At 64.4% G+C, this 21,520-nt stretch carries 18 protein-coding genes and 1 pseudogene; 12 read left to right on the forward strand and 7 right to left on the reverse strand.

Annotated features, from left to right (window positions below):
* Positions 1 to 371: pseudogene (locus tag QP802_RS10055) on the forward strand (IS256-like element ISCau1 family transposase); the annotation flags it as partial.
* Positions 372 to 512: 141 nt separating this feature from the next.
* Here the strand turns inward: QP802_RS10055 and QP802_RS11200 are convergent.
* Both QP802_RS11200 and QP802_RS10060 read right to left on the reverse strand, forming a co-directional pair.
* Positions 513 to 587, reverse strand: coding sequence for a 50S ribosomal protein bL37 (locus tag QP802_RS11200; protein WP_100227335.1), 75 nt, complete (start codon positions 585 to 587; stop codon positions 513 to 515).
* 132 nt (positions 588 to 719) lie between these two features.
* On the reverse strand, positions 720 to 983 hold the full coding sequence (locus QP802_RS10060) for a WhiB family transcriptional regulator (RefSeq protein WP_070362936.1): 264 nt from the start codon (positions 981 to 983) through the stop codon (positions 720 to 722).
* A 465-nt stretch (positions 984 to 1,448) separates the two neighbouring features.
* Between QP802_RS10060 and QP802_RS10065 the strand changes: the two genes are divergently transcribed.
* A complete protein-coding gene (locus QP802_RS10065) occupies positions 1,449 to 1,904 on the forward strand; it encodes a hypothetical protein (protein ID WP_255366142.1) in 456 nt (151 codons plus the stop codon).
* 56 nt (positions 1,905 to 1,960) lie between these two features.
* On the opposite strand, the gene QP802_RS10070 is transcribed toward QP802_RS10065, so the two are convergent.
* Complete coding sequence (locus tag QP802_RS10070; RefSeq protein ID WP_284818658.1) at positions 1,961 to 3,172, reverse strand: Rv3212 family protein; 1,212 nt, start codon at positions 3,170 to 3,172, stop codon at positions 1,961 to 1,963.
* On the reverse strand, positions 3,169 to 4,494 hold the full coding sequence (locus tag QP802_RS10075) for a DEAD/DEAH box helicase (RefSeq protein ID WP_071572880.1): 1,326 nt from the start codon (positions 4,492 to 4,494) through the stop codon (positions 3,169 to 3,171). Before QP802_RS10075 ends, QP802_RS10070 begins: the two co-directional genes overlap by 4 nt.
* A 58-nt stretch (positions 4,495 to 4,552) precedes the next feature.
* On the opposite strand from QP802_RS10075, the gene QP802_RS10080 reads away from it, so the two are divergent.
* From QP802_RS10080 to QP802_RS10115, 8 genes are read left to right on the forward strand one after another with little or no spacing between them, the layout of a single operon-like run.
* Positions 4,553 to 4,807, forward strand: coding sequence for a DUF3107 domain-containing protein (locus QP802_RS10080; protein ID WP_240492734.1), 255 nt, complete (start codon positions 4,553 to 4,555; stop codon positions 4,805 to 4,807).
* Between the two features lie 20 nt (positions 4,808 to 4,827).
* Complete coding sequence (locus QP802_RS10085) at positions 4,828 to 5,778, forward strand: DUF3152 domain-containing protein (RefSeq protein WP_083329465.1); 951 nt, start codon at positions 4,828 to 4,830, stop codon at positions 5,776 to 5,778.
* A 54-nt stretch (positions 5,779 to 5,832) separates the two neighbouring features.
* Positions 5,833 to 6,576 (forward strand): hypothetical protein, encoded by a 744-nt coding sequence (locus QP802_RS10090; protein WP_284818660.1) that lies wholly within the window; start codon positions 5,833 to 5,835, stop codon positions 6,574 to 6,576.
* A gap of 18 nt (positions 6,577 to 6,594) precedes the next feature.
* The gene (locus QP802_RS10095) at positions 6,595 to 9,657 is read left to right on the forward strand and encodes an ATP-dependent DNA helicase (RefSeq protein ID WP_284818662.1); all 3,063 of its coding nucleotides are present in this window, start codon (positions 6,595 to 6,597) and stop codon (positions 9,655 to 9,657) included.
* Positions 9,650 to 12,949 carry an ATP-dependent helicase gene (locus QP802_RS10100; RefSeq protein WP_284818664.1) on the forward strand — a complete coding sequence of 1,100 codons (3,300 nt, stop codon included), beginning with the start codon at positions 9,650 to 9,652 and terminating at the stop codon, positions 12,947 to 12,949. The genes QP802_RS10095 and QP802_RS10100 overlap by 8 nt, the downstream gene beginning before the upstream one ends.
* Positions 12,950 to 12,959: 10 nt before the next feature.
* On the forward strand, positions 12,960 to 14,057 hold the full coding sequence (locus QP802_RS10105) for a potassium channel family protein (protein ID WP_176754828.1): 1,098 nt from the start codon (positions 12,960 to 12,962) through the stop codon (positions 14,055 to 14,057).
* Between the two features lie 7 nt (positions 14,058 to 14,064).
* Complete coding sequence (locus QP802_RS10110) at positions 14,065 to 14,826, forward strand: NAD(+) diphosphatase (RefSeq protein WP_284818666.1); 762 nt, start codon at positions 14,065 to 14,067, stop codon at positions 14,824 to 14,826.
* Positions 14,827 to 16,875: an ATP-dependent DNA helicase UvrD2 gene (locus QP802_RS10115; protein WP_284804229.1), complete on the forward strand. Its 2,049-nt coding sequence runs from the start codon at positions 14,827 to 14,829 to the stop codon at positions 16,873 to 16,875.
* A 14-nt stretch (positions 16,876 to 16,889) separates the two neighbouring features.
* Here QP802_RS10115 and QP802_RS10120 read toward each other — a convergent pair whose 3' ends face one another.
* Complete coding sequence (locus QP802_RS10120) at positions 16,890 to 17,729, reverse strand: hypothetical protein (protein WP_256060149.1); 840 nt, start codon at positions 17,727 to 17,729, stop codon at positions 16,890 to 16,892.
* Positions 17,730 to 17,784: 55 nt separating this feature from the next.
* Here QP802_RS10120 and QP802_RS10125 point away from each other — a divergent pair, with 55 nt between their 5' ends.
* On the forward strand, positions 17,785 to 18,294 hold the full coding sequence (locus QP802_RS10125) for a M48 metallopeptidase family protein (RefSeq protein ID WP_256001005.1): 510 nt from the start codon (positions 17,785 to 17,787) through the stop codon (positions 18,292 to 18,294).
* On the opposite strand, the gene QP802_RS10130 is transcribed toward QP802_RS10125, so the two are convergent.
* On the reverse strand, positions 18,291 to 19,652 hold the full coding sequence (locus QP802_RS10130) for a zinc-dependent metalloprotease (protein ID WP_256060150.1): 1,362 nt from the start codon (positions 19,650 to 19,652) through the stop codon (positions 18,291 to 18,293). The genes QP802_RS10125 and QP802_RS10130 overlap by 4 nt on opposite strands.
* 93 nt (positions 19,653 to 19,745) lie before the next feature.
* On the opposite strand from QP802_RS10130, the gene QP802_RS10135 reads away from it, so the two are divergent.
* Positions 19,746 to 20,834 carry a YlbL family protein gene (locus tag QP802_RS10135; RefSeq protein WP_284804335.1) on the forward strand — a complete coding sequence of 363 codons (1,089 nt, stop codon included), beginning with the start codon at positions 19,746 to 19,748 and terminating at the stop codon, positions 20,832 to 20,834.
* Here QP802_RS10135 and QP802_RS10140 read toward each other — a convergent pair.
* Positions 20,831 to 21,502: a hypothetical protein gene (locus tag QP802_RS10140; protein WP_284804237.1), complete on the reverse strand. Its 672-nt coding sequence runs from the start codon at positions 21,500 to 21,502 to the stop codon at positions 20,831 to 20,833. The two genes, QP802_RS10135 and QP802_RS10140, sit on opposite strands and share 4 nt — an antisense overlap.
* Between the last annotated feature and the right edge of the window lie 18 nt (positions 21,503 to 21,520).

Below are 21,520 nucleotides of genomic sequence, written 5' to 3' on the forward strand. Positions count from 1 at the left end.
TTGTCTTCCTCGCCCCACCAGAGGGCGTGACACAAGATGTAAAAGCCACCACGAACCTGTTAGAAGGCGGGATAAACAAGCAGCTCAAAGACAAAGCTGGCCAGCACCGTGGCATGTTCGATGAACATCAACGCATCACCATGGATTGGTGGCTATACATGCACACGCAAGACCCGGTACCGCCTCTTGAGCTTGCCCGGCAACAAGACTTCGGACGCGTCGGCGAGAGGGCCGCACGTGCTGCGTGGGCAAAAGAAGAATTACAACGCCGCGGTCACCTGGATGGGCGGCCGAAAGAATTCGATACCGGCATTGATGGTCAGTGGAACCCCAGCTTAGGCGTGAGAAAAGGGTGGGCTGGACGCAGCTAAACACACACAAAATGTCCCTTATCGCGACACGCCGTAAAAACACACAAAATGTCCCTTAAGCCCAATGCCAGCGGACCAGGGCACGAAAAACTCCCCACCGGGTGGGCTCAAGGTCCTTGCCGATGGGGAGTGTTCGCGTTCTTATGCGTTTGGACGCTTACCGCGGTTCGCGCTCTTCTTGCGACGGTCCTTACGCTTACGGCCACGCTTGCTCATGGTGCCTCCTTTAAAATGCGATGAATTAGGTGCAAACCTAGTTACGAAGTATTCAGTTTATCGTTGTTGCCGCAGTGTGGTGAAATCCCCCGAGGAAATTCTGCGAGAGGCACCGGCAAAAGCCTAAGGAGGCTATGCCGACAGGCGTGCGCGGTTGCGTGCGCGGGCCTTGTTGCGGCGCTTCAGGGCGCGACGCTCTTCCTCGGAGAGGCCGCCCCAGACGCCGGCGTCCTGGCCGGTCTCCAGTGCCCACTTCATGCAGTGGGAAGTGACTGGGCAGCGGTTGCAAACAAGCTTGGCTTCGGCGATCTGAGCGAGTGCAGGGCCGGAGTTGCCGACAGGGAAGAAGAGTTCTGGGTCTTCGTCGCGGCAAACGGCTTCGTGGCGCCAATCCATAATAAGTACTCCTTCAAGATCAAAAATGTTTCGTGACTATGTATTTTTTGCGCACCACATTCACAACCCTTTTGGGGCGTGTTGCAAACTAAGTTTGATTCCATTGCCCGGGCGAGTGCTCCGCATCGTGCGGGACTCCACTTCCAGACCTGGCGTTAACCCTGTGGTGACTTAGGGTTAAGGGCTGTGACACCAGCCCGTAATTTTTGCTACTCGAAAATGATGGCATGTATTTCGCCGTTCCGCTAGGGTTCTGGCCAAAAATGTGACTGGAATCATAAGAATTGTATTCATTGTTGCCGCTCATATGTGGTGTGAGTTTCCTGTGATAGAACGCTCTTAGCTCCCTGAGCTGCATATATAAGAAAAGAATTAGCTGACATATGTGTTCGCTAAGGTCAAATCGGCAATCGTCTGCACCGCAATTGGTGTCGGAATCTGGCCCTGATCATTAGACTCCGTTGTGTGAACAGCAAAGAAAACTCATTGGACCACACTGGCGTTCCGGGCATGCTGCGGTTCGGGGCGGTCGTCGTGTTGCTGCAGTGCTTGGCGATGCTCGGCTACATCATCATGCTGATCTACGCCCAGATTGAAGGCATTAGCGATAGCAGCATTGAATCGAGCGCGGAAGCAAGCCATTACGTGGCGTTGGGCACGGCGGTGTTCCTTGCCATCGTCTTCGGTTTTGTTGCGTTTGTGGCTATCTCGACGCTGCGGGGGCGGCCAAGGGGCTCGGGCGCGATCGTGCTCATCGAGGCGATCCTGCTCGGTGTGGCGTTTTATATGTTTCTCGGGGGCGCGCACCTACTCAGTGCGGCGACGGCGCTTTCGGCGGTGCTCGTGTTGATTACGGTGTTCCACCCGGCGTCAGCGGCCTACCAAGAGGCGATGTACGAACTGAAAAAGGCCCGCCGCTAGCGAAGCTAACAAAGCTACCAGGCGACGGGCGCGGGGGATCGGGGTGCTGCGCGGCGTTAGGAGAGGTTCGTGTTGAGAACGACGATCTCCTCGCCGCGCTTTTCTACGACCGTGGTGCCGGCGGAGTCGATGTAAACGGGGCCGGTGTATCCGCCACGATCGACGGGGATGATCTTCTCCACCTTGTTGTCGTCCCAGTTGGCGACGGCGATGCCGGTGTCGGAGGCGTAGAGCAGGCGCTCGCCGGCGGGGAAGCCGGTGCCAAGCGCGCCCTGGAACACGCCGGTAACGCTCAGGCGGGAGGGTTCCATGAGCAGCAAGGTGTCGCCTTCGTGGTACGTCATGTGGTGGGGCAGGTCGGCGACGGGGAGGACGTCGACAATTTGGTCGATCTTCTGTGGGCCGTCCAGTGGCGGGATTTCGGAGGCGGCGAGGTCGTTGCCGTCCTTGTCGTAGGTGCGGACTTTGTGGCTGTCCGGGTCGTAGATCGCGGCCGCGTCCTGGGACACCGCGACGAGGTAGGCGTTCTCGGAGATGTCGACGCTTTCGTACATCTCGGGTTCGCGGGAGTCCTCGGGGGTGGTGTTCTGGAATTTGAGCTTGGGGCCGTCGTCGCAGTACTCCGTGGTCGCCATAATGTCGGTGCGGGTCAGCGCGGAGTTGATGGTGCAGGACTCTGGCTGCATGTCCGGCTCCTGCGGGGCCTCGTTGTAGCCGTATTCGACGGTCTTGACCATGTCGGAGCGCCACAGCTCGACGCGGTGGGAGCTGACGTAGCCGACGCGGTCGTTGGACTGCACACGTGTGATCACCTCGGGTGCGATGGCGGAGCGGGTGCCTGCGTACTCGCCGGTGAGCGCGTTAATCGTGACGACGTCCCCACAGCCAGCATTGTCGCGGTACGCTGCGACGACCTTGTCCCACGCATGGCCGAGCAGGCATAGCTCGTTTGGGCGTTTGTAGGTCCAGGCGGTGTCGCCGGCCGGCGTGGTTGCGGTGATGGTGCCGTCGTTGTAGGTGATGATCATGCCTGCAGCGATCACAGGTTGGACGTCGGGGGAGGTGTCCGGAAGGCGGAAGGCTTCCTCGACCTTCGAGGGGACGACGGCGAGGCGTCCCGCGTTCTCATATTCCTCCGCCGCCGACTCCAGGTGAGAGCTGCGGATCGGTGCGGTGAAAAACGCGATGGCAAGGAGGATGATTGCGATCGCGGTAATGACTGCGGTCGCGATCAAGTCGTTGCGGGTGCGACGTAGGGGCTGACTCAACGCCGTTTCCTTCCTGAGCGGTTCGTTCCACGTCTCGTGGAGGGTGTTCTCTCGCCCGAGCGTTGCGGGCGTGCTCCGAGCACTTTACGCGGTTTGCCCACCGTGGATAAAGCCGAGTCCGGAATGTCCAGGGCCTCGAAGAGCTCTTCGGAGGTGGAAAACCACGTTGGGGGCTGGGGCTTGTCGAGGGAAAGTTCCTCGTTGATTGCTTCCCATTTCGCTGTTTCGTCGAGGTCGGCCATGGTCACGGCGGTGCCGGAGTGGCCTGCGCGCCCGGTGCGGCCGATGCGGTGGACGTAGGTCATTGGGTCGTCGGGGACTTGGTAGTTGATCACGTGGGTGACGTCGTCGACGTCGATGCCGCGCGCTGCAACATCGGTGGCGACAAGGATTTCGACGTCCCCTTCGCGGAAGGCGTTCAGAGAGGCCTCGCGCGCACCTTGTCCAAGGTCGCCGTGGACGGCGCCGACGGAGAAGCCGCGCTGGCCGAGGTCGTCGGCGACGCGCGCGGCGGAGCGCTTCGTGCGGGTAAAGATGATGGTTTTGCCGCGGCCGTTGGCCTGCAGGACGCGCGCGAGCACCTCGGGTTTGTCCATGTGGTGGGCGTAGAACACGACCTGTTTGGTGCTTTCGTGGGTGGAGGCGGCTTCCTCGCCTTGCTCGGCGCGGATGTGGATCGGCGTGTTCATCTTGGAGCGCGCCAGCTGCAGGATCTGGCCGGGCATGGTCGCGGAGAACAGCATCGTTTGCAGTTGGTCAGGTAGGGCGGACCACAGCGTTTCGATGTCGGGCAAAAAGCCCATGTCGAGCATCTCGTCGGCTTCGTCGAGGACGAGGATCGCCACGTGGTCGAGCTGCAGTTCGCCCTGGTGGTAGAGGTCGATGAGGCGGCCGGGCGTGCCCACGACGACGTCGACGCCCTTGTGTAGTGCGTCGATCTGCTCCTGGTAGGGCCGCCCGCCGTAGATGGTGGCGACGCGCACCGGGGTGTACTTCGCTGCCCGCTCCAGGTCGTCGCCGACCTGCACAGCGAGCTCGCGGGTGGGGACGACCACGAGGGCGCGGGGTGTGCCGTCGAGTTCGGCGATGGTGGCGTCGTCAAATACTCGGTCGAGCAGTGGGATGCCGAAGCCGTAGGTTTTGCCCATTCCCGTGCGGGCTTGGCCGATGATGTCGCGGCCGTCGAGCGCGAGGGGGATCGCAAGTTCCTGGATGGAAAATGTGCGATGGATATCGAGCTCCTCGAGGGCATCGATGAGTTCGGCGGCGACCCCTAGCTCATGAAAATCGGGTGACTGTTCTCTAGCAGCTGATTTGGACACGCCCTCATCTTAGCTGTAGGCCGTTACAATGGATTGACATCCGTGAAGATGAACAAAGATGAACAACGATAAGGACGGAAACGAACATATGGATATCAAGATCGGTCTTGCAGACACCGCACGTGAGCTCTCCATCGCGATTGCTGAGGGGCATGAGAATGTGCTCAATACGGTGAAGCAGGCGATTGAGGACCAAACTCCGACGGTGACGCTGGAGGATGACAAGGGAAAGAAGTACTTGGTGCGCACCGAGAAGATTGCGTACGTTGAGCTTGGCTCTGCGCAGGCTCGTTCCGTTGGGTTCATGCGTTAAAACCCGCTACATTTACGACCATGAAGAACAATCACGACACCGACGTTTTCGAGGATTGGGACTTTGAGGACGACGGTGAGTTCACCGCGGTAGACCCGGAAGCGGAGGGTCGGCTTGTGCGCTTCGCCCGCGAGTACGGGTGGCGCGCCTACGCGATTCCGGTGTTGGCTGTGCTGACGGTGTTCGTGATTGTGAACATGCTGCAAAACCCCGATGGGGAGGTGTTTGCGGGAAGCGCTGGTGACAGCGCGGTCGAGCAGCCTGACGGTGACGAGGCCTCGCGCACGGTGAGTGTGCTGCCGGAGGGCCAGCAGGACGTACTGCAGTTGCCGCCGGGAGGTCCGTTCACGGAGACTGGCGAGGGCACTTTCTACGAGGTTGGCCACCCTGGGATGCAGGCTGGCAAGGGGGATGAGCTCACGGTTCGCTTTGTTGTTGAGGTGGAGCATGGGCTCGATACGGCACTGTACGGGGGCAATGAGGCCGTCGCCGCGCTTGTCGACGCCACCTTGAGCGACCCCCGCGGCTGGACCAACGACCCGCGCTTCCGGTTTGAACACGTCACGGCGGCCGATGAGCCATCGCTGAAGATTCGGCTCGCGTCCGCGGCGACAACGCGAGAGTTGTGTGGCGTGCACCTTGAAATGGAGACCAGCTGCCGCACTCGCGTGACCGGCGAGGACACGGTCATTTTGAACGAGGCCCGCTGGGTCCGGGGCGCTGCGCCGTATGAGGGGGATCTGGGTCGCTACCGCCAGTACCTGATCAATCATGAGGTTGGCCATGCGCTCGGCTTCGCGCACCACGAGCCGTGCCCGGAAAATGGCGTGCTGGCGCCGGTCATGATGCAGCAGACGCTGAGCTTGAACAATGCGCAGCTGTACTCCTTTGATAAGGAAGAGGTGTACCCGGATAACCAGGACACCTGCAGGTCGAACCCGTGGCCGTACCCGCGCCCGGCAGTGTTGTAAGTGCTGTAGTTGTTGTAGTTATAAACAGGCGACGAGAGGAAGGCGAGCTGCGCTGTGACTATTCCCGAGCATGTGTTGTCGGCGTTTCAGGTTGATGGGGAGGTGGCGTCGACACCTGATGCTGCCTGGGGTGAGGCGAAGAAATTTGGGCGCATTGTGATTTCGCAGGCTGCGCCGACGGCGGCGTGGTCGGGCAAGGTGCGTGAGCGCATCGCTGACCACCTTGAGGGGGTGCACGTTGCGCGTCCGGTGCGTGCGACGGACGGGCGCTTCGTGGTGGCTGGCTTCGTGGCCAACGAGTTCTCGCCGGGTGCGCCGGCGGCCCGCGTGGATGAGGCCGTGGCGGCGGCGCTTGCGCTGGAGCGCGCGCTGCAGCAGGCCGAGGTGGCGCAGGAGCTGCCCGAACGCGATAGCTCTGACGTGATCGCAGAGGCGGATCGCGGCGCGTGGAAGGGGCACGAGGATGCCAGTGCTGAGGGGCTGTGTGTGGCGCACGTGGATGTGCTCTCCCACACGCTGTTTTCGGGCTACGCCGCGCCCGTGTTGACGGATCTTGTACCTTCGGCGCGGCTTCGCCCGAGGGGGTACTCGGCTGCCGTCGTAATTGTCGACGCCTTGCTCGCCGGGGCTGTCGATCCGCGAATCGTGGAGCGCTGGTCCCACATTCCGGACCTTGTGTTCCTGGCAGGGCGTGCGTTGGATTTCCGAATGCGGATGGCGCAGCACGACGGAACGTTCCAGAATGGGAACGCGCGTTCGAAATTTTCGGAGGTTTCCGAGCTCCTTATGTCCCGCTAACATGCCACAATGGTGGGCATGAATGACCAGCAGTCCACCACACCCCGCGCGTTTTTAGTCCCGCGCGAACACCAAGCGCACGATAGAACGTGGTCGCAGCCACTTCCCACCGAGGGGTTATGGAAGGTAACCGGCCAGGCGGGTTCGGGGGTGACCAGCTTTCTCATCGATACGTTTGTGGCGTCGGCGAAGCGGCAGTCGGACGCGGAGGGCGTCTTGTTCTTGACGGATTCGAAGGAGTCCGCCGCGCGGATCAGGGCGGAGATTTCGGAGCGGCTCGCTGATACTGACTTTGTTGCCGACGGCCCGATGGTGCGCTCTGTGCACTCCCTGGCGTTTGCCGTGCTGCGGGAGCAGCAGGAACAGCTGCGCCTGATTTCTGGCGCAGAGCAGGATGCGGTCATCCGTCAATTGCTGCAGGGACATGTTGAGGATGGCCGGGGGAGCTGGCCCGCGGAGCTGCGCCCGGCATTGCCGATGGTGGGCTTTGCGCGCCAGCTGCGTGACTTTTTGCTGCGCGCGATTGAGCGCGGGCTGGACGCAGAGCAGCTCAAGGTGCTCGGAGCCCGCTACGGGCAGGGGATTTGGGGCGCGGCCGGTGACTTTTTGGAGGAATACCAGCAGGTCATGGCGCTGACCGGGACGGTGCGTTACTCGGCATCCGAGCTGATTGCCAGGGCACTCGACGTGCCGTTGGGACGGACGTGGCACACCGTGATTGTGGACGACGCCCAGCATCTCTCGCCCGCAGCGGCAAAGTTCGTGCAGCGCCTGCTACAGGGGGCCACACTCGGGGTTGTGGGTGGTGACTTGGAGCAGTCCGTCTACCAGTTCCGCGGGGCGAGCCCGGAGTTCTTTGCCACGCTGGGGGACCTTGAGCACACGGTGATTGACTTGGGGCAGACCAGGCGCGAGCCGGAGGTCTCGGTGGCGCTAGCGCAGACGCCGACGGCGCAGCTCGCGGCGGTGGCGGACGCACTTCGTCGCGCGCACCTCGAGGAGGAGGTCGCGTTTCGGGATATGGCGGTCATTGTGCGTTCGTCAGGGATGATTGAGCCATTCCGCCGCGCGCTGTTGCACGCGGGCGTGCCGGTCGCCCTGAATCCGACGGATGTGGTGCTCAGCGAGCAACGCATTGTTGCCTCGCTGCTGCTTGGGTTGCAGTCGCTGTACACACCGCTGACGGTTGAGCAGTGGCGCGACCTGCTGCTTGGGCCCATCGGTGGTACGGACCCGGTGACGCTGCGCCGCCTGTTGCGCGGCCTGCGGCGTTGGAAACCAGAGGCGCGTGCGGAGGAAACGCTGCGTGACCTTGTTGTTTCCAAGGCAGAGCTGCCGGACTTCGGCGAGGTACTCACTGACCGTGAGCTGCAGATGCTGCACCGCATCCGTCAGGTGTTGGATGCCGCCAGGGAGGTCTACGACGCTGACGGCAGCGTCGAGGAGGTGTTGTGGGCGCTGTGGAACGCCACGGGTTTGGCAGATCACCTCACTGCGGTTGCGCTTCGGGGCGGCACGACGGGCTCGCAGGCTGACCGGGATCTGGATGCGGTCATGGCGTTATTCGACGCCGCCGGTGACTTCACCGAGCGTAAAACCCAGGGTGGGCTCGAGCTGTTCGTGAACAGCATGTTGGAGCAGGAACTGCCCACCGGTGTGCGCGATCGCCGAGCGGCCACGCCGGACGCAGTGGCGCTGTTGACTGCGCATGGTGCGGTGGGCAGGCAGTTTAGCCGTGTTGTCGTTGCCGGTGTGCAGGATCTCGAGTGGCCGAGCCTGGGCGAGACCGGCTCGATTTTCGGCCAGCAGGATCTGGTGGACCTGGTTGACCACGACGTGGATCCCGCCACCCCGGTGTCGCACTTGCGCGAGCGCCTCGAGGAGGAGCGTCGCCTGTTCCACGTGGCGTTGACCCGCGCGACGGAGCGCGTCCTGGTCACGGCCGTCGACCAGACTGACGGCGAGGAGGTCATCGAGCCGTCCCGGTTCATTGAGGAGCTCTGCGAGGAAACCGGCATTTCCCCGCAGCTGGTGACGCTGTCCGCGGAGGACGCCGCGGCTGGGGATGACGGTGCGGAGGCCACGGTTGTGCGCGTACTATCCCGCGATGATTTCCTGGGGGAGCTACGCCGCACACTCGCGGACGAGGAACACAGTACGGAGGCAGACCGGCGCCAGGCCGCGCGCCAGATTGCGCGGCTGGTGGAGGCCGGGGTGCCGCTCGCGGACCCGGAGCAGTGGTGGACCACCACGGAGCCTTCGACGGATGAGCCCGTTGAAGGGCAACGTTCACTGTCGCCGTCGAGGATTGAGGCGCTGTTGAAGTGCCCGATGAGCTCGGTGCTCGAGCGCACTCTCGGTTTTGATAGCTCGATGCCGATGGTGATCGGATCGATCGTGCACGCCTACTTCGAGGCGCTCGGCCGAGGCGTGCCGGAAGAGCAGGCGCGGATGCACACGCTGGCCACGTACCGCGCGATTGTTGACGCCCCCGCGTGGCAGGCCGAGGCCCAAGTCCGCGACTTCGAGGCGATGCTGGAGCGAACCAACAAGTGGTGGGAAAATCGCGCGAAGAAGTTCGAGGTTGTGGGCATGGAGGTGCCGATCTCCGTCCAGGTCGCAGAAGACGTCCATATCCGCGGGCGAGCCGACCGGCTGGATAAGGAAGAAAGCGGCAGCGTGCACATCGTTGACCTGAAGACTGGCTCGACGATGCTCTCCGTAGATAGCGCGAAGGAGTGCGAGCAGCTCATGGCGTACCAGCTTGCGCTGAGCCACGGGCAGCTCATCGGTGAGGGCGACGATCTTCGCGTTGTGACGTCCACCGATGGGCAAGAGGGCCTGGACGTTGGTGGGGCGGCGCTCGTGTACTCGAAGCACGGAACGAACGCCGCAACCACGCGCGAGCAACCGCGCAAAGAAGAGGAAGAACTCGAGTACTTCACCGAACTCATTGCACCGCTGCCCGGCAAGACAACAGGGCCGCAACTCGAAGCGCAGGCGGGCAAGCACTGCGATTACTGCGCTGTGCGCGCGCTGTGCCCGGTCCAGATCGAAGGGACGATGATTTACAATGGCTGATTTCACACCCCAGGAACTCTTCCAGGCGCTCGGGGACGCATTTCCCCCTAGTAGCCAGCAGGCCGACGTGATTGGTGCCGAGCCGGGGCCGATGCTGGTCGTGGCCGGTGCTGGCGCGGGCAAGACGAAGACGATGGCGGACCGCGTGGTGTGGCTCGTCGCCAACGGGTATGTGCGGCCGGAGGAAGTCCTCGGCTTGACGTTTACCCGCAAGGCGGCCCGCGAGCTGGGGCAGCGGATCCGGAACCGGCTGCAGGCGTTGGCTCGTCGCCGGGAGCTCGTACGGGAGCTTGATCCTTCGGGTGCGCTGGCGGAAAGCCTGGAGGTTATCGCGCCGACTGTTGCTACGTACGACTCGTACGCGGGCGAGCTCGTTCGCGACTACGGACTGCTCGTCCCGGTGGAGCCGGACGCGCGCCTGATCACGCAGGCTGAGCTGCACGCGATCGCCGTCGAAGTCGTGAGCAATTACAGCAAGCCACTCATCGCGGAAGGTGCCCCTGCCCCCGCGATGAGCACAGTGGTGGAGGACCTACTGAAGCTCTCCACGGCGATGGGCAACGCACTGGCAGACCCAAACGATATTTACGAGGCCGCGGAGATCTTCCTGAAAGAGACGGAATCGCTGCCGAAGTCGCCGCGGAGTAAAACCGAGTTCTGCAAGACCATGACGGGGTGGCGCAACAAGCAGCGCCAGCGCCAGTTGATGTTGCCGCTGGTTGAGGAGCTTAACGCGGCGCTGCGTGAGCGTGGTGTGGTCACGTTCAACGAGCAAATGAACATTGCGGCCACGCTCGCGGAGCAGCACGCGTCCGTCGGTGCTGCGCAGCGGCAGAGGTACCGCGTAGTCATGCTCGACGAGTACCAGGACACCTCGCATTCGCAACGAGTGTTGCTGCGCAGCCTGTTCGGCGAGGGGCAGGACCCCACGTTGACGGTGACTGCGGTGGGCGACCCGATGCAGGCAATCTACGGCTGGCGCGGGGCGACGTCGGAAAACCTCGCGGCATTCGTGGAAGATTTCCCTGCCGCGGGCGGTGTGCCGGCGCAGAAGAAACAGCTGACCATCTCTTGGCGTAACCCGAGCAAGGTGCTTGAGATGGCGAATCAGGTCTCCACCGCGATCCTTGGCAGCGGGGAAGATCGAGCCGTCGCGCCTCTGGAGCCACGCAAGGACGCTGCGGCAGGCGACGTGGAGATGCAGTTCTTCCAGCGGGAGGAGGAAGAAATTGAGTTCGTTGCCGACGCGCTGCAGCAGCAGTTTGAGCAAGGCGGTAAGCTCTCGGCCGCGGTGCTGACCAGGAAGAACAGGCATGCGCAGCCGATCGCCCAGGCGCTTGAGGCCCGCGGCGTGCCGTATGAGATCGTGGGGCTCGGCGGCCTGCTGGATACCCCGGAGGTACAGGACACGTTGGCTGTGGCCACGATGTTGGTCCGCCCCGAGGATTCTGAGGCGGCACTGCGCGTGCTGGGTGGGCCGTCGGTCGGGCTCGGGCTAGCGGATATGGAGGCGCTCGCCGCACGTGCCAAGAACCTGCAAGCCCGCGCGGACGGCCCGGTCGCGGAGGAGGAAGCAGCCAGGCCAGTGCCCGCGGACCCGGAGGAGCGCCTCATCGAGGAGCTGACGCAGCTTGCACTCGAGGCGGAGGCGCTGAAGATGCAGTCGGCGAAGCCCGCGGGCCTGGCGGACGCGGTGGCGGACCTGGGCGAGCCAGAGCGCTACAGCGAGGAAGGCTACAAGCGCCTGCAGCTGCTGGCGTCGCGGCTGCGACAGCTGCGGCGCAATTCGCTGGGCAAGCGGCTCAGTGACTTGTTCGCGGACATCATCGAGGTCTTCGGTATTCGCGTTGAGGTGCTGGCGCGGCGCTCGTCGGCAGGCACGGTGCACTTGGACCAGCTGCTGCACTACGTCGAGGAGTACCCGGGCACGAGCGTGGAAGCGCTGCTGGACTACTTCGAGTTGGCGAAGCAGCAGGAGGACGGGCTTGCGCCGGGTAACGTCACCGTGCGCGGGGACCGCGTGCAGATCCTGACGGTGCACAAGGCGAAGGGCCTGGAGTGGGATACCGTCGCTGTGTTGCACGCGGATAAGGACACCTACAGCTCAAAGATTGAGACCTTCCTTGCCCAGATCCCGTTCCTGCAGCCTGAGACGTTCGGTGACCCGGACATCTACGAGGAGTTCGCAGAGGTAGAGCACCGCACGCAGTTTAAGAACGCTGCCAATGCGTGGCGCAAGCACATCGGCGAGGATCTCGCTGAGGAGCAGGCGCGCCTGTTCTACGTGGCTATCACACGTACGGAAAACAGGCTGTTGCTTACCGGGTCGAACATCTCTCTGGGCGGCAAAAAGAATACGAACGGGCCGTACGAGCACTTCGCGGCGTTCGAGGGCCTCGAGCTGCCGGAGCAGGTCGAGGACGAGGATGCGGAGAAAACGGTACAGCAGCCGGAGATGGCCGTCGGCACGTGGCCTGTGCAGTCCTACGAAGCCGCGCACGCCGCCAGTAGTCAGGCCACTCACCCGAGTGAGCTGGTCAGGGACGCGCTCGAGACCGAAATCGCGCCCGCGGCCGGCGAGCTCTACGAGCTGTGGGAGCGCGACGCCACCGCGCTCATCGAGGAACACAAGGCGGCGCAGTCGCCGGACGTGCCCGTCATGCTGCCTGGTGAGCTGACCGCCTCGGATGTGGTGGCCATGCAGGCGGACGTGGAACAGTTCGCGCGCCGGGCACGTCGCCCGGTGCCGTTCAAGCCGAACCAGTACGCGAAGCGCGGCACCGCATTCCACGAGTGGATCGAGGATTTCTACGGTGCGCACCCGCTGCTCACTGAGGACGAGCTGCCGGGCATGGGCGAGTTTGAGGTGGATCCGTCGATGCTGCAGAAGCTGAAAGCCAACTTCGAGAACAGCCACTGGGCGTCAAAGACGCCGACGCACGTGGAGTGCCCGTTTGAACTGGCGCTCGGCAAGGCGGTGGTGCGTGGCCGCATGGACGCGGTCTTTGCGGACGGCGACGGCTGGGTCGTGGTGGACTGGAAGACCGGCAACCGCCCGGTGGGTGCGGCGATGGAGGCAGCGAAGCTGCAGCTTGCCGTGTACACGGAGGCGTGGAAGCGAATCGCCAACGACGGCCGCCCAGTGAAGGCCGTGTTCTTCTACGTCCGCGATGGAAAGGACTTCACCGCGACGGAGCTTCCGGATGCGCAGCAGCTGACGAAGTTGTTGGAAGATACAGCAAACGGCGCAACTTCCGGTACAGTTTCACGCCGTAGTAGCGAGGAAGGATAGCGGAGTGAAACTGCCGTTTGCGTTGTCATGGAGTGACCGGTTCCGTGCGGATGCGGATCCGTCGGAAATACCGGTGCACACCCTGCTGGATGTCGTTCGGATTCCGTCGGCGGAACGCACCACTCCATGGGCGTTGATGGCAAGGCGCTTCGGCTACGCGGCCATGTTGGTGTTGGCCGTGGCGACGGTGGTCTACTTCGACAAAGAGGGGTACACCGAGCCACTGACCTTTATCGACGCCCTGTACTATTCGGCGGTTTCGCTCTCAACGACCGGCTACGGCGATATCACGCCGGTGACGCAAAGCGCGCGCCTGATGAATATCTTGGTCATCACGCCGTGTCGTGTGGCATTCCTGATGCTTTTGGTCGGTACGACGTTGTCGGTGTTGACGGAGGATTCCCGCAAGACGCTACAGATTCAGCAATGGAGGAGAACAGTGCGTAATCACACCATCGTTATCGGCTACGGCACGAAGGGCAGGTCCGCGGTGGATGCGCTGCTCGCGGGCGGTACCGCGCCGGGCAACATCGTTGTTGTTGATGATGACGCCGTGGTGCTGTCGAACGCCGAGAAGCGCGGCCTTGTCACCGTCCACGGCAACGGCACTCGCTCGAGCGTGCTGAAGGTCGCGGGTGTGGCGCGTGCGCGCTCAGTTGTGGTGGCGCCGTCCTCGGACGATACCGCGGTGTTGGTCACGCTGTCTGTCCGTGAGTTGGCGCCGAGCGCCATGATCGTTGCCAGCGTCCGTGAGAGTGAGAATCAGCACTTGCTGATGCAGTCGGGCGCGGACTCGGTGGTGGTCTCCTCTGAAACGGCGGGCCGCCTGCTGGGCATTGCGACGGTCACGCCACCTGTGGTGGAGATGATGGAGGACCTGCTCAGCCCGGACGAGGGCTTCGCGGTTGCGGAGCGCCCGATCGCGGACGACGAGGTCGGAGCGAACCCGCGTCACCTCGCCGACATTGTGCTGGGTGTGGTGCGCTCCGGCGAGCTCTACCGCATCGACGCCCCGGAGGCCGAGACGGTTGAGCCCGGCGACCGCCTGCTGTTCGTGCAGATGACGCAGCCGACCCCGCTGACTGAGCGCACGCGTCCGACGGAGTAGGCGGCCTATGAAGCGGTTCATTGCCTTCGATGCCGCCGGCAGGTTTGTGCTTGGAGCTGATGACACGCCCACACTTTTCGACGCCCACTCCGCCCAACCCCACGCCGAGAACACGGTGCACGTCGGCGACGATGTGTGGGCGGTGCTGGTGAGCGAGGCGCAGCTTGAGGCGATGGGCGAGCGCTTCGGCACCTGCCGCAGTCACGCAAGCGAGTACCTGGTTGCGCGCGGGTTCGGCCTGCTGCGCAACCAGCGTCAGCTGAGCTTCGACCCGCGCGACGGCAGCGAAGTCGCCTGGGGCGAGGGCGGCGTTGTCGCGCGTGGCGCCAGCGGGAAGCCGTTGTTTCCGCGCATTGACCCGTCGGTGATCGGGGTGGTGCAGTCGACGGACGGGGAGCGGATTTTGCTTGGGGAGAACGCGCGCCGCCCGGGCTACTTCACGCTGATCGCGGGATACATCGATGTCGGCGAGACCATCGAGGACGCCTTCGCGCGTGAGGTGTGGGAGGAAACGGGGCGTCGTGTCGGGGGCGTGCGCTATGTTGGGTCGCAGCCGTGGGCGCTGTCGGGTGCGCTGATGTTGGGGATGGTGGCGTCGACAAGTGATGTTGATGCTGTGGGCCCCTTGGATGGGGAGCTGACGCAGCTGCGCTGGCTGCGCCGCGACGAGCTGGGCACTGTCACGCTGGCGGTGCCGGGGACGATTGCGCGGCGGATGATTGACCAATGGGCTCGTGGAGAGTTCAACGAGAAACGGAGAGGAACGTAAGTGGCTGTAGATCTGAGCTTGCTGGATGAGGATCAGCGGATTGCAGCGACCGCTCCTCGTGGCCCGGTGTGCATCCTGGCTGGTGCCGGGACGGGTAAGACTCGCACGATTACGTACCGCATCGCGCACATGATTGATCAGGGCACGGTGAGCCCGAACCGGGTGCTGGCGGTGACGTTTACGCAGCGTGCGGCAGGGGAGATGCGCGACCGTCTGCGCACGATGGGCATTGGCGGCGTGCAGGCGCGCACGTTCCACTCGGCGGCGATGCGGCAGCTGCGCTACTTCTGGCCGCAGATTGCGGGGGATCTGCCGTGGCGGCTGCTGGACAACAAGTTCCCGCTGGTGGGGAGGGCGGCTCGCGCAGCCGGGCTGGAGTCAGATAAGGAGATGGTCCGCGACCTACTGAGCGAGATTGAGTGGGCGAAGGCGAGCGTGATCGGCGCGCAGGACTACGTGGACCGCATCGCGGATACCAACCGAACTCCGCCGACGGATCCGAAGAAGGTCGCGGAGGTCTACCGGCTGTACGAGGAAGCGAAGACGAGCCCGGAAGGCATGCTCATCGACTTCGACGACTTGCTCCTGCACGTCGCGGGTGCCCTGGAGAACGCGCCCGCGGTGGCGGAGGAGTTCCGCTCCCAGTATCAGTCCTTCGTGGTTGACGAGTACCAGGACGTGACTCCGCTGCAGCAGCGCGTGCTGGAGGGCTGGCTTGGGCAGCGCGATGACCTGACGGTGGTGGGGGATGCGAACCAGACGATTTACTCCTTTACCGGCGCGACCCCGGACTACCTGCTGAACTTCTCGCGAACCTACGAGCACGGCACTGTGGTGAAGCTGCAGCGCGACTACCGCTCGACACCCGAAATCACAGAGCTGGCCAACGCGGTGATTTCACGCGCGACGGGCAGGGCCTCGGGGACCAGGCTTGAGCTGATCGGTATGCGAGAGTCCGGACCGCAGCCGACGTTCCACGCCTACGACGACGAGCCGACGGAGGCCCGCGAGGTCGCCGCGGCGGTACAGCGCCTGATTGATTCCGGGGTACCTGCCAAGGAGATCGCGGTGCTGTACCGGATTAATGCGCAGTCGGCGGCGTTTGAAGCCGCGCTCGCGGACGCGGGTATCGTCTACCAGGTGCGCGGTGGGGAGGGCTTCTTCCAGCGCGGCGAGATCCGCGAGGCGCTGCAGGCGCTCGTCGCGGCAACCAGGCGCCACGACTTGCCGGATGACCCGGTGGTGGTGGCGAAGGCGGCGTTCGCGCCGCTCGGGTTGACGCCGACGGAGCCGGAGGGTGCCCAGGCACGGGAGCGTTGGCAGGGGCTGCGCGCACTCGTGGACCTCATCGAGGAGATCGTGCACACCAAGGAGGCCTCGAGCCTGGAGGACGTACTGCGTTCGCTGCGTCAGCGCGCGGAGGCGAAGCAGCCGCCGGCGATTGACGGGGTCACGCTCGCCAGCTTGCACGCGGCGAAGGGCCTGGAGTGGGACGCCGTCTTCCTCGTTGGCCTGGTGGAAAATACGCTGCCGATCTCGCACGCGATCAAGGCGGGCGACGAGAACATCGAGGAGGAGCGCAGGCTCTTCTACGTTGGTGTGACGCGCGCCCGGGAGCACCTGCAGCTGTCGTGGGCGCTGGCCAGGCAGGAGGGCGGCAGGAAGTCGCGCTCGCGCTCGCGCTTCCTGGACGGTTTGGTGCCCGAGCTTGAGGCGGAGGAAACCCCGCAGCGGCTGAAGCAGACCCGCCGTTGCCGGGTGTGCGGCAACGTGCTCTTCGCCCCGGCGGACAAGGCGCTTGGTCGGCACCAGGATTGCGACGCCGACATCGACGAGGACGTCTACCAGGCGCTCAAGCGCTGGCGGCTCAAAACGTCGCGCGCGGCGAAGCAGCCCGCCTACATGGTGTTTTCCGACGCCACCCTGCTCGCCATCGCGGAGACTATGCCGGAGGACGAGCAGGGCCTGCTCGCCGTGTCGGGGGTGGGTCCGGTGAAGGTGGAGCGCTACGGCGCCGAGGTTCTGGAAACGTTGGCGGAGTTCCGCTAGCCGCGACAAACCACCTAGAAGCACAGCGGGCAGTCGGGGTGTGGCTGCAGGCGAAGCGTCTTGAGTGGGGTGCGGTTGAAGGGGTCCACAAGCAGGGTGTCGCCGGTGCGGGGGTCCGGGGCGGATACGCCCGGCGGGTCCGGCAGCTGGCAGATCCGCCTGGTCATGGTTGCTGCGGCGGCCACGCCTGCCTGGATTACGACCGGGTCCGGGTTGCGCACGCCGGCGGGTGCCGCGGCGGCGATCGCTGCCCACTGTGGGTCGCGCTCAAGCAGGTAGTGTTCGCGGCAGATCAGGCATGGGCCTTCCACACCGACGGCGTAGGGGCCGATGAGGACGCGGGTGTCGATCTGCAGGACCGGAAGCACGGGGCCGGTGCGGTGCCGGGTGTACGCGGCAAGCGCCCGGGTGCGGTGCGCCTGGTCGACGATGATGAGCGGGAGGGGCGAGGGGGCGTCGAAAAGAAAGCGGGACAGTGGCTGGGTGGGCTCGGGGGAGCGCACGTGGATGCCGCTGGCACGCAGTGTTTCTACCAGCGTGTTCGCAAGCGTTGAGGTGCCGATCAGCAGTACCTCCGGGCGGGAGACTTCGACGAGGACGCGGTAGGCGATGAGGTCCTGGATGAGGCTGCGCGCCGCATCCGCGTCCATGGAGACCGCCAGCCGCCGAACCACCTCGGGCAGTGGCCGCGGTGTGGACAGCGAGTCGAGCACCGCGGCGACTGCGCGGGCGTCGCCGACTTCGATGATGCCGCTGCGTGTGGCGTCGAGGCCGAATTGCAGCGCGTGCGGGCCCCTGCTGAGTATCTGTACCCCCATGGCCAGCGCAATGACAGTATCCGACTGGTTACACATGCTTCCCCCTCGTGCCCCTTAAGCTGTGTCGGTTGTACAGCATACAATCTTCGGCATGCAGGAGTCGGAGTTTGAGTATCGGGTGATTCGCTCGCCGCGGCGCACACGCACAGTGCAGGCCCGGCTTATCGACGGCGTCGTGGAAGTACGCATCCCAGCCCGGTTCAGCGAGCGCGAGGAGCGCGAGGCGGTGGCCGAGATGCTGCGAAAGATCCGGAAGAAGACTCGCCACCAGCACGTCAGCGACGCCGACCTTCAGGCGCGCGCGGAGGTGCTCAACGAGCAGGTGCTTGAGGGGCGGGCGAAAGTGGGCTCGATACGGTGGGTGTCGAACCAGACGAAGCGGTGGGGAAGCTGCACCCCGTCAACGGGCACGATTCGGATCAGTGACAGGCTGCAGCACGTGCCGGGCTACGTCCTCGACGCGGTGATCGTGCACGAGCTGACGCACACCTTCATCCCGGGGCACGGCCCGAAGTTCTGGGAGTGGGCAGACAAAGCGCCCCTCGCGGAACGCGCGAAGGGCTACCTTGAGGCCTACCAGCGGTTCGGCGGGGAAGGCTAGTCCTCGTCGTTCTTGCGCAGCTCCTCTTCCAGGCGCGCGAGCTCTTCGTCGAAGTTGTCGTCGGAGGAATCGTCCAGCAGGGTGTCGATGAACGCCGCCGGGTTGGCCAGGTGCTCAGGGGCCGGCAGGAAGTCCGGGTGGTCCCAAATCTGGTCGCGGCGGACCTGACCCACGGCGGTTTCGACGCGGCGCCACAGCTCAGCGGCCTCGCGGACCTTCGGGGCGCCCAGCTCGATGCCGACGACGTTCGCGAACGCGCGCTCGGCGGAGCCACCCGTTGCGCGGCGACGGTTCCACGCCTCGGCGAGCTGCGGCGTCGACGGGATACGGTCTGCCAGGGAAGCGTCGGTGACGACGTCGACCCAGCCCTCGACGAGCGCGAGCAGCGTCTCCAGGCGGGCGGTTGCGGACGCGTTGCGGGAGGTCACACGCGGGGAGAGGTCCGCGCCCTCAAGCTGCTGCAGCGCCTCCTGGATGGCCTGCGGGTCGCCGCTTTCCAGGTTCAGGCCGCGGGCCATCTCCTCGAGCTGAGAGGTATCGATCTCCAGGCCTGCCGCGTACTCCTCAACGGAGGAGACGAGGCGCTCGACGAGCCACGGCACGTGCTTGAACAGGCGCTGGCGGGCTGCTTCGCGGGCCACGATGTAGACCAGGACCTCCTGGCCGGGGATCTCGAGACCCTTGGCGGCGGCGGTGACGTTCTTCGGCAAGATGGCTGTCACGCCTGCGGGGGCGACGGGCAGGCCGAAGTCGGAGCCGGTCAGGGCTTGCTCGGCAAGATCACCGAGGGCGTGGCCGAGCTTGACGCCGAAGTTCATGGCGTTCATCTGTTCCATCATGCCGACCATCGGGCCCATCATCTCGCGGGCCTCGGCGGGCATGGTGTCTCGCTGTGCGCGGTTCATCTGCTCCGCAACGGGGTTGACCAGGCGCTTCCACATCGGCATGGTCTCAACCAGCCAGTCGTCCGCATTCCACGTGCGCGGCTGGGCGTTCGCGGAAGGAAGCGTAGTGGCGTCGTCAAGCCAAAGGTCGGCGAGGCGTACAGACTCCTCAACCGCGGTGCGATCCCCCGCGGAGACCGCAGCCTTGTCGCCGACGTGCTGGCGTGCCATGCGCAGCGCCATTTCGAAGTTCACGGATTCGCCCTCTGTGCGGGCGTTCATCGTCGAGCCCATGCCGGAGAGCATCTGCCCGAACTGGTTCAAAATATCGCCCAAGCCACCTTGGCCACCGCCAACGTTGCCCCCGAACCCGAACGCGGCGAACGGGTTGTTCTGCTGGTTGCGACGCTCGTCGTCACCGTTGTCACCGTCGTTGTCGTTGTTGGGGAAGGTAAATCCGAATCCATTACTCATAGGCACCACCCTACAGTCGTGTGCGCAGGTTGTGTCGGCTGCAAGCTGGAAAATCGCAACGCTGTGGGCGAACATCTAAGATTTGTGGGCGTGATGAACGCCGAGCAAGAACAAGCACAGGCACAGCCGCGCAGCCGCCGCCTCGCCACGATTGTGTGGGGCGCCATCCCCCTTGCGGTGCTGGCCGCGGCGCTGAGCCTCGACCATATTCCTGGCACCGATATCTCCCTGGCCGTGCCGTACGCGGCGCAGGGGCCGGGGCCGACGTTTAACACGCTCGGCGATGTTGAGGGCGTGCCCGTTGTTGAGATCGAGGGCGCGGACTCTGACAAAACGGAGGGCAACCTCAACATGACCACGGTGTCCGTGCGCACCAATATGACGCTGGTGCAGGCGCTGACCCGCTGGATCACCACGGATGACACGATTGTGCCGCTGGAGCAGATCATGCCTCCGAATACGAACCGGGAGGAGATGAAGCAGCGCAACCAGGAGGCATTCGTTGCTTCGGAGTCGGCGGCGACGATCGCCGCGATGAACTACCTCGGCCGCCCGACGACAGTGGTGGTTCACGAGGTGATGGAGGGCAGCGCCGCGAACGGTGCGCTGCAGGCGGCAGACATCATCACGAAGGTCGGGGGGAAGGACGTCTCACAGCCGCGGGAGGTGCAGCAGATCGTGCGCGAGCACGCCCCCGGCGACCGGCTCAGCGTCGACGTGTTGCGTGACGGCACGCCGCACACGGAGGAGATCACCCTCGGCGCGAATCCGGAGGATGCGAAGGTGCCCATGTTGGGGATCTTGATGACGTCCGCTCCGGCCGACGGCGTGCAGGTGACCTACAACCTTAACGATGTGGGCGGGCCGAGTGCCGGGATGATGTTCTCGCTGGCGGTGATCGATAAGCTTTCGCCGGGTCTGCTCAACGGCGGGAAGTTCGTGGCCGGCACCGGCACGATTGATGAGTCGGGGGAGGTCGGCCCGATCGGCGGCATCTCCCACAAGATCGCAGGTGCCCGCGACGCAGGCGCGGAGCTTTTCCTCGCGCCCGAGGGCAACTGCGCGGAAGTCATGCGCACGGACAGCGGGGAGATGCAGGTCGCGGCAGTCAAAACGCTTGATGACGCCGTGAAGGCCATGGACGCGTTCGCCCACGGCCAGCCGGTGCGCAGCTGCAGCTAGGACTCAGACTCGGTGGAGGTGGTTGCCTCCGCAGGGGTGGTGGCGCCCTCCGGGCGCTTCGCCAGCCCGAGCTTGTAGATGTGTTCGCGCGGGCCTTCGCGGTCCATGGTGAGCAGCTGCTTCATAATCTGGCCCTTGTCATTATCAATGACGGTCACCACGGCGGAGGACCCAACCGTGGACCAGCCGACCACGAAACGGCCGGTGTCCTCCACGACCTCGCTCGAGCGCAGCTCGGTGAGCACCTGCGTACTCGTGGTGGCGACGGACTCGGACTCCATGAACTGGAACTGGCCCATCTCGGAGCTGCTGCAATCGAACGCGTCCGGGAGGCCGGTCGGGGTGCAGCTGTCTAGCTTTTCGAAGAACTCGGGCGGAGCGAGCGTCGAGAACTGCTTGGCGACCTCAGCAACGCCGTTATCGTCTTTCTTCGCAGTGCTCGTAGTGCTTGTTGACGTCCCCTCCGTCGTAGCCTCCGCGGACTCAGCCTCAGACTCCGACGGCGAAGGCGACTCCGTGGTCTCAGCGGAGGTGGTCGGCGCCTCCGTCGTGGTCGGTTCCTCCGATGGCTCGTCCTTGCCACCGCACGCGGTGGCTACCACCAGCGCCATCGCCAGCACCGCTGGCGTACCGACGCGCCGACGCCAAACGCTCGAAAATGTAGCCACGTTGTGCTCCTTTAACCT

The sequence above is a fragment of the Corynebacterium sp. UMB10119B genome (genome assembly GCF_030228125.1).
In the GTDB taxonomy this organism is placed as follows: Bacteria; Actinomycetota; Actinomycetes; order Mycobacteriales; family Mycobacteriaceae; genus Corynebacterium; species Corynebacterium pseudogenitalium.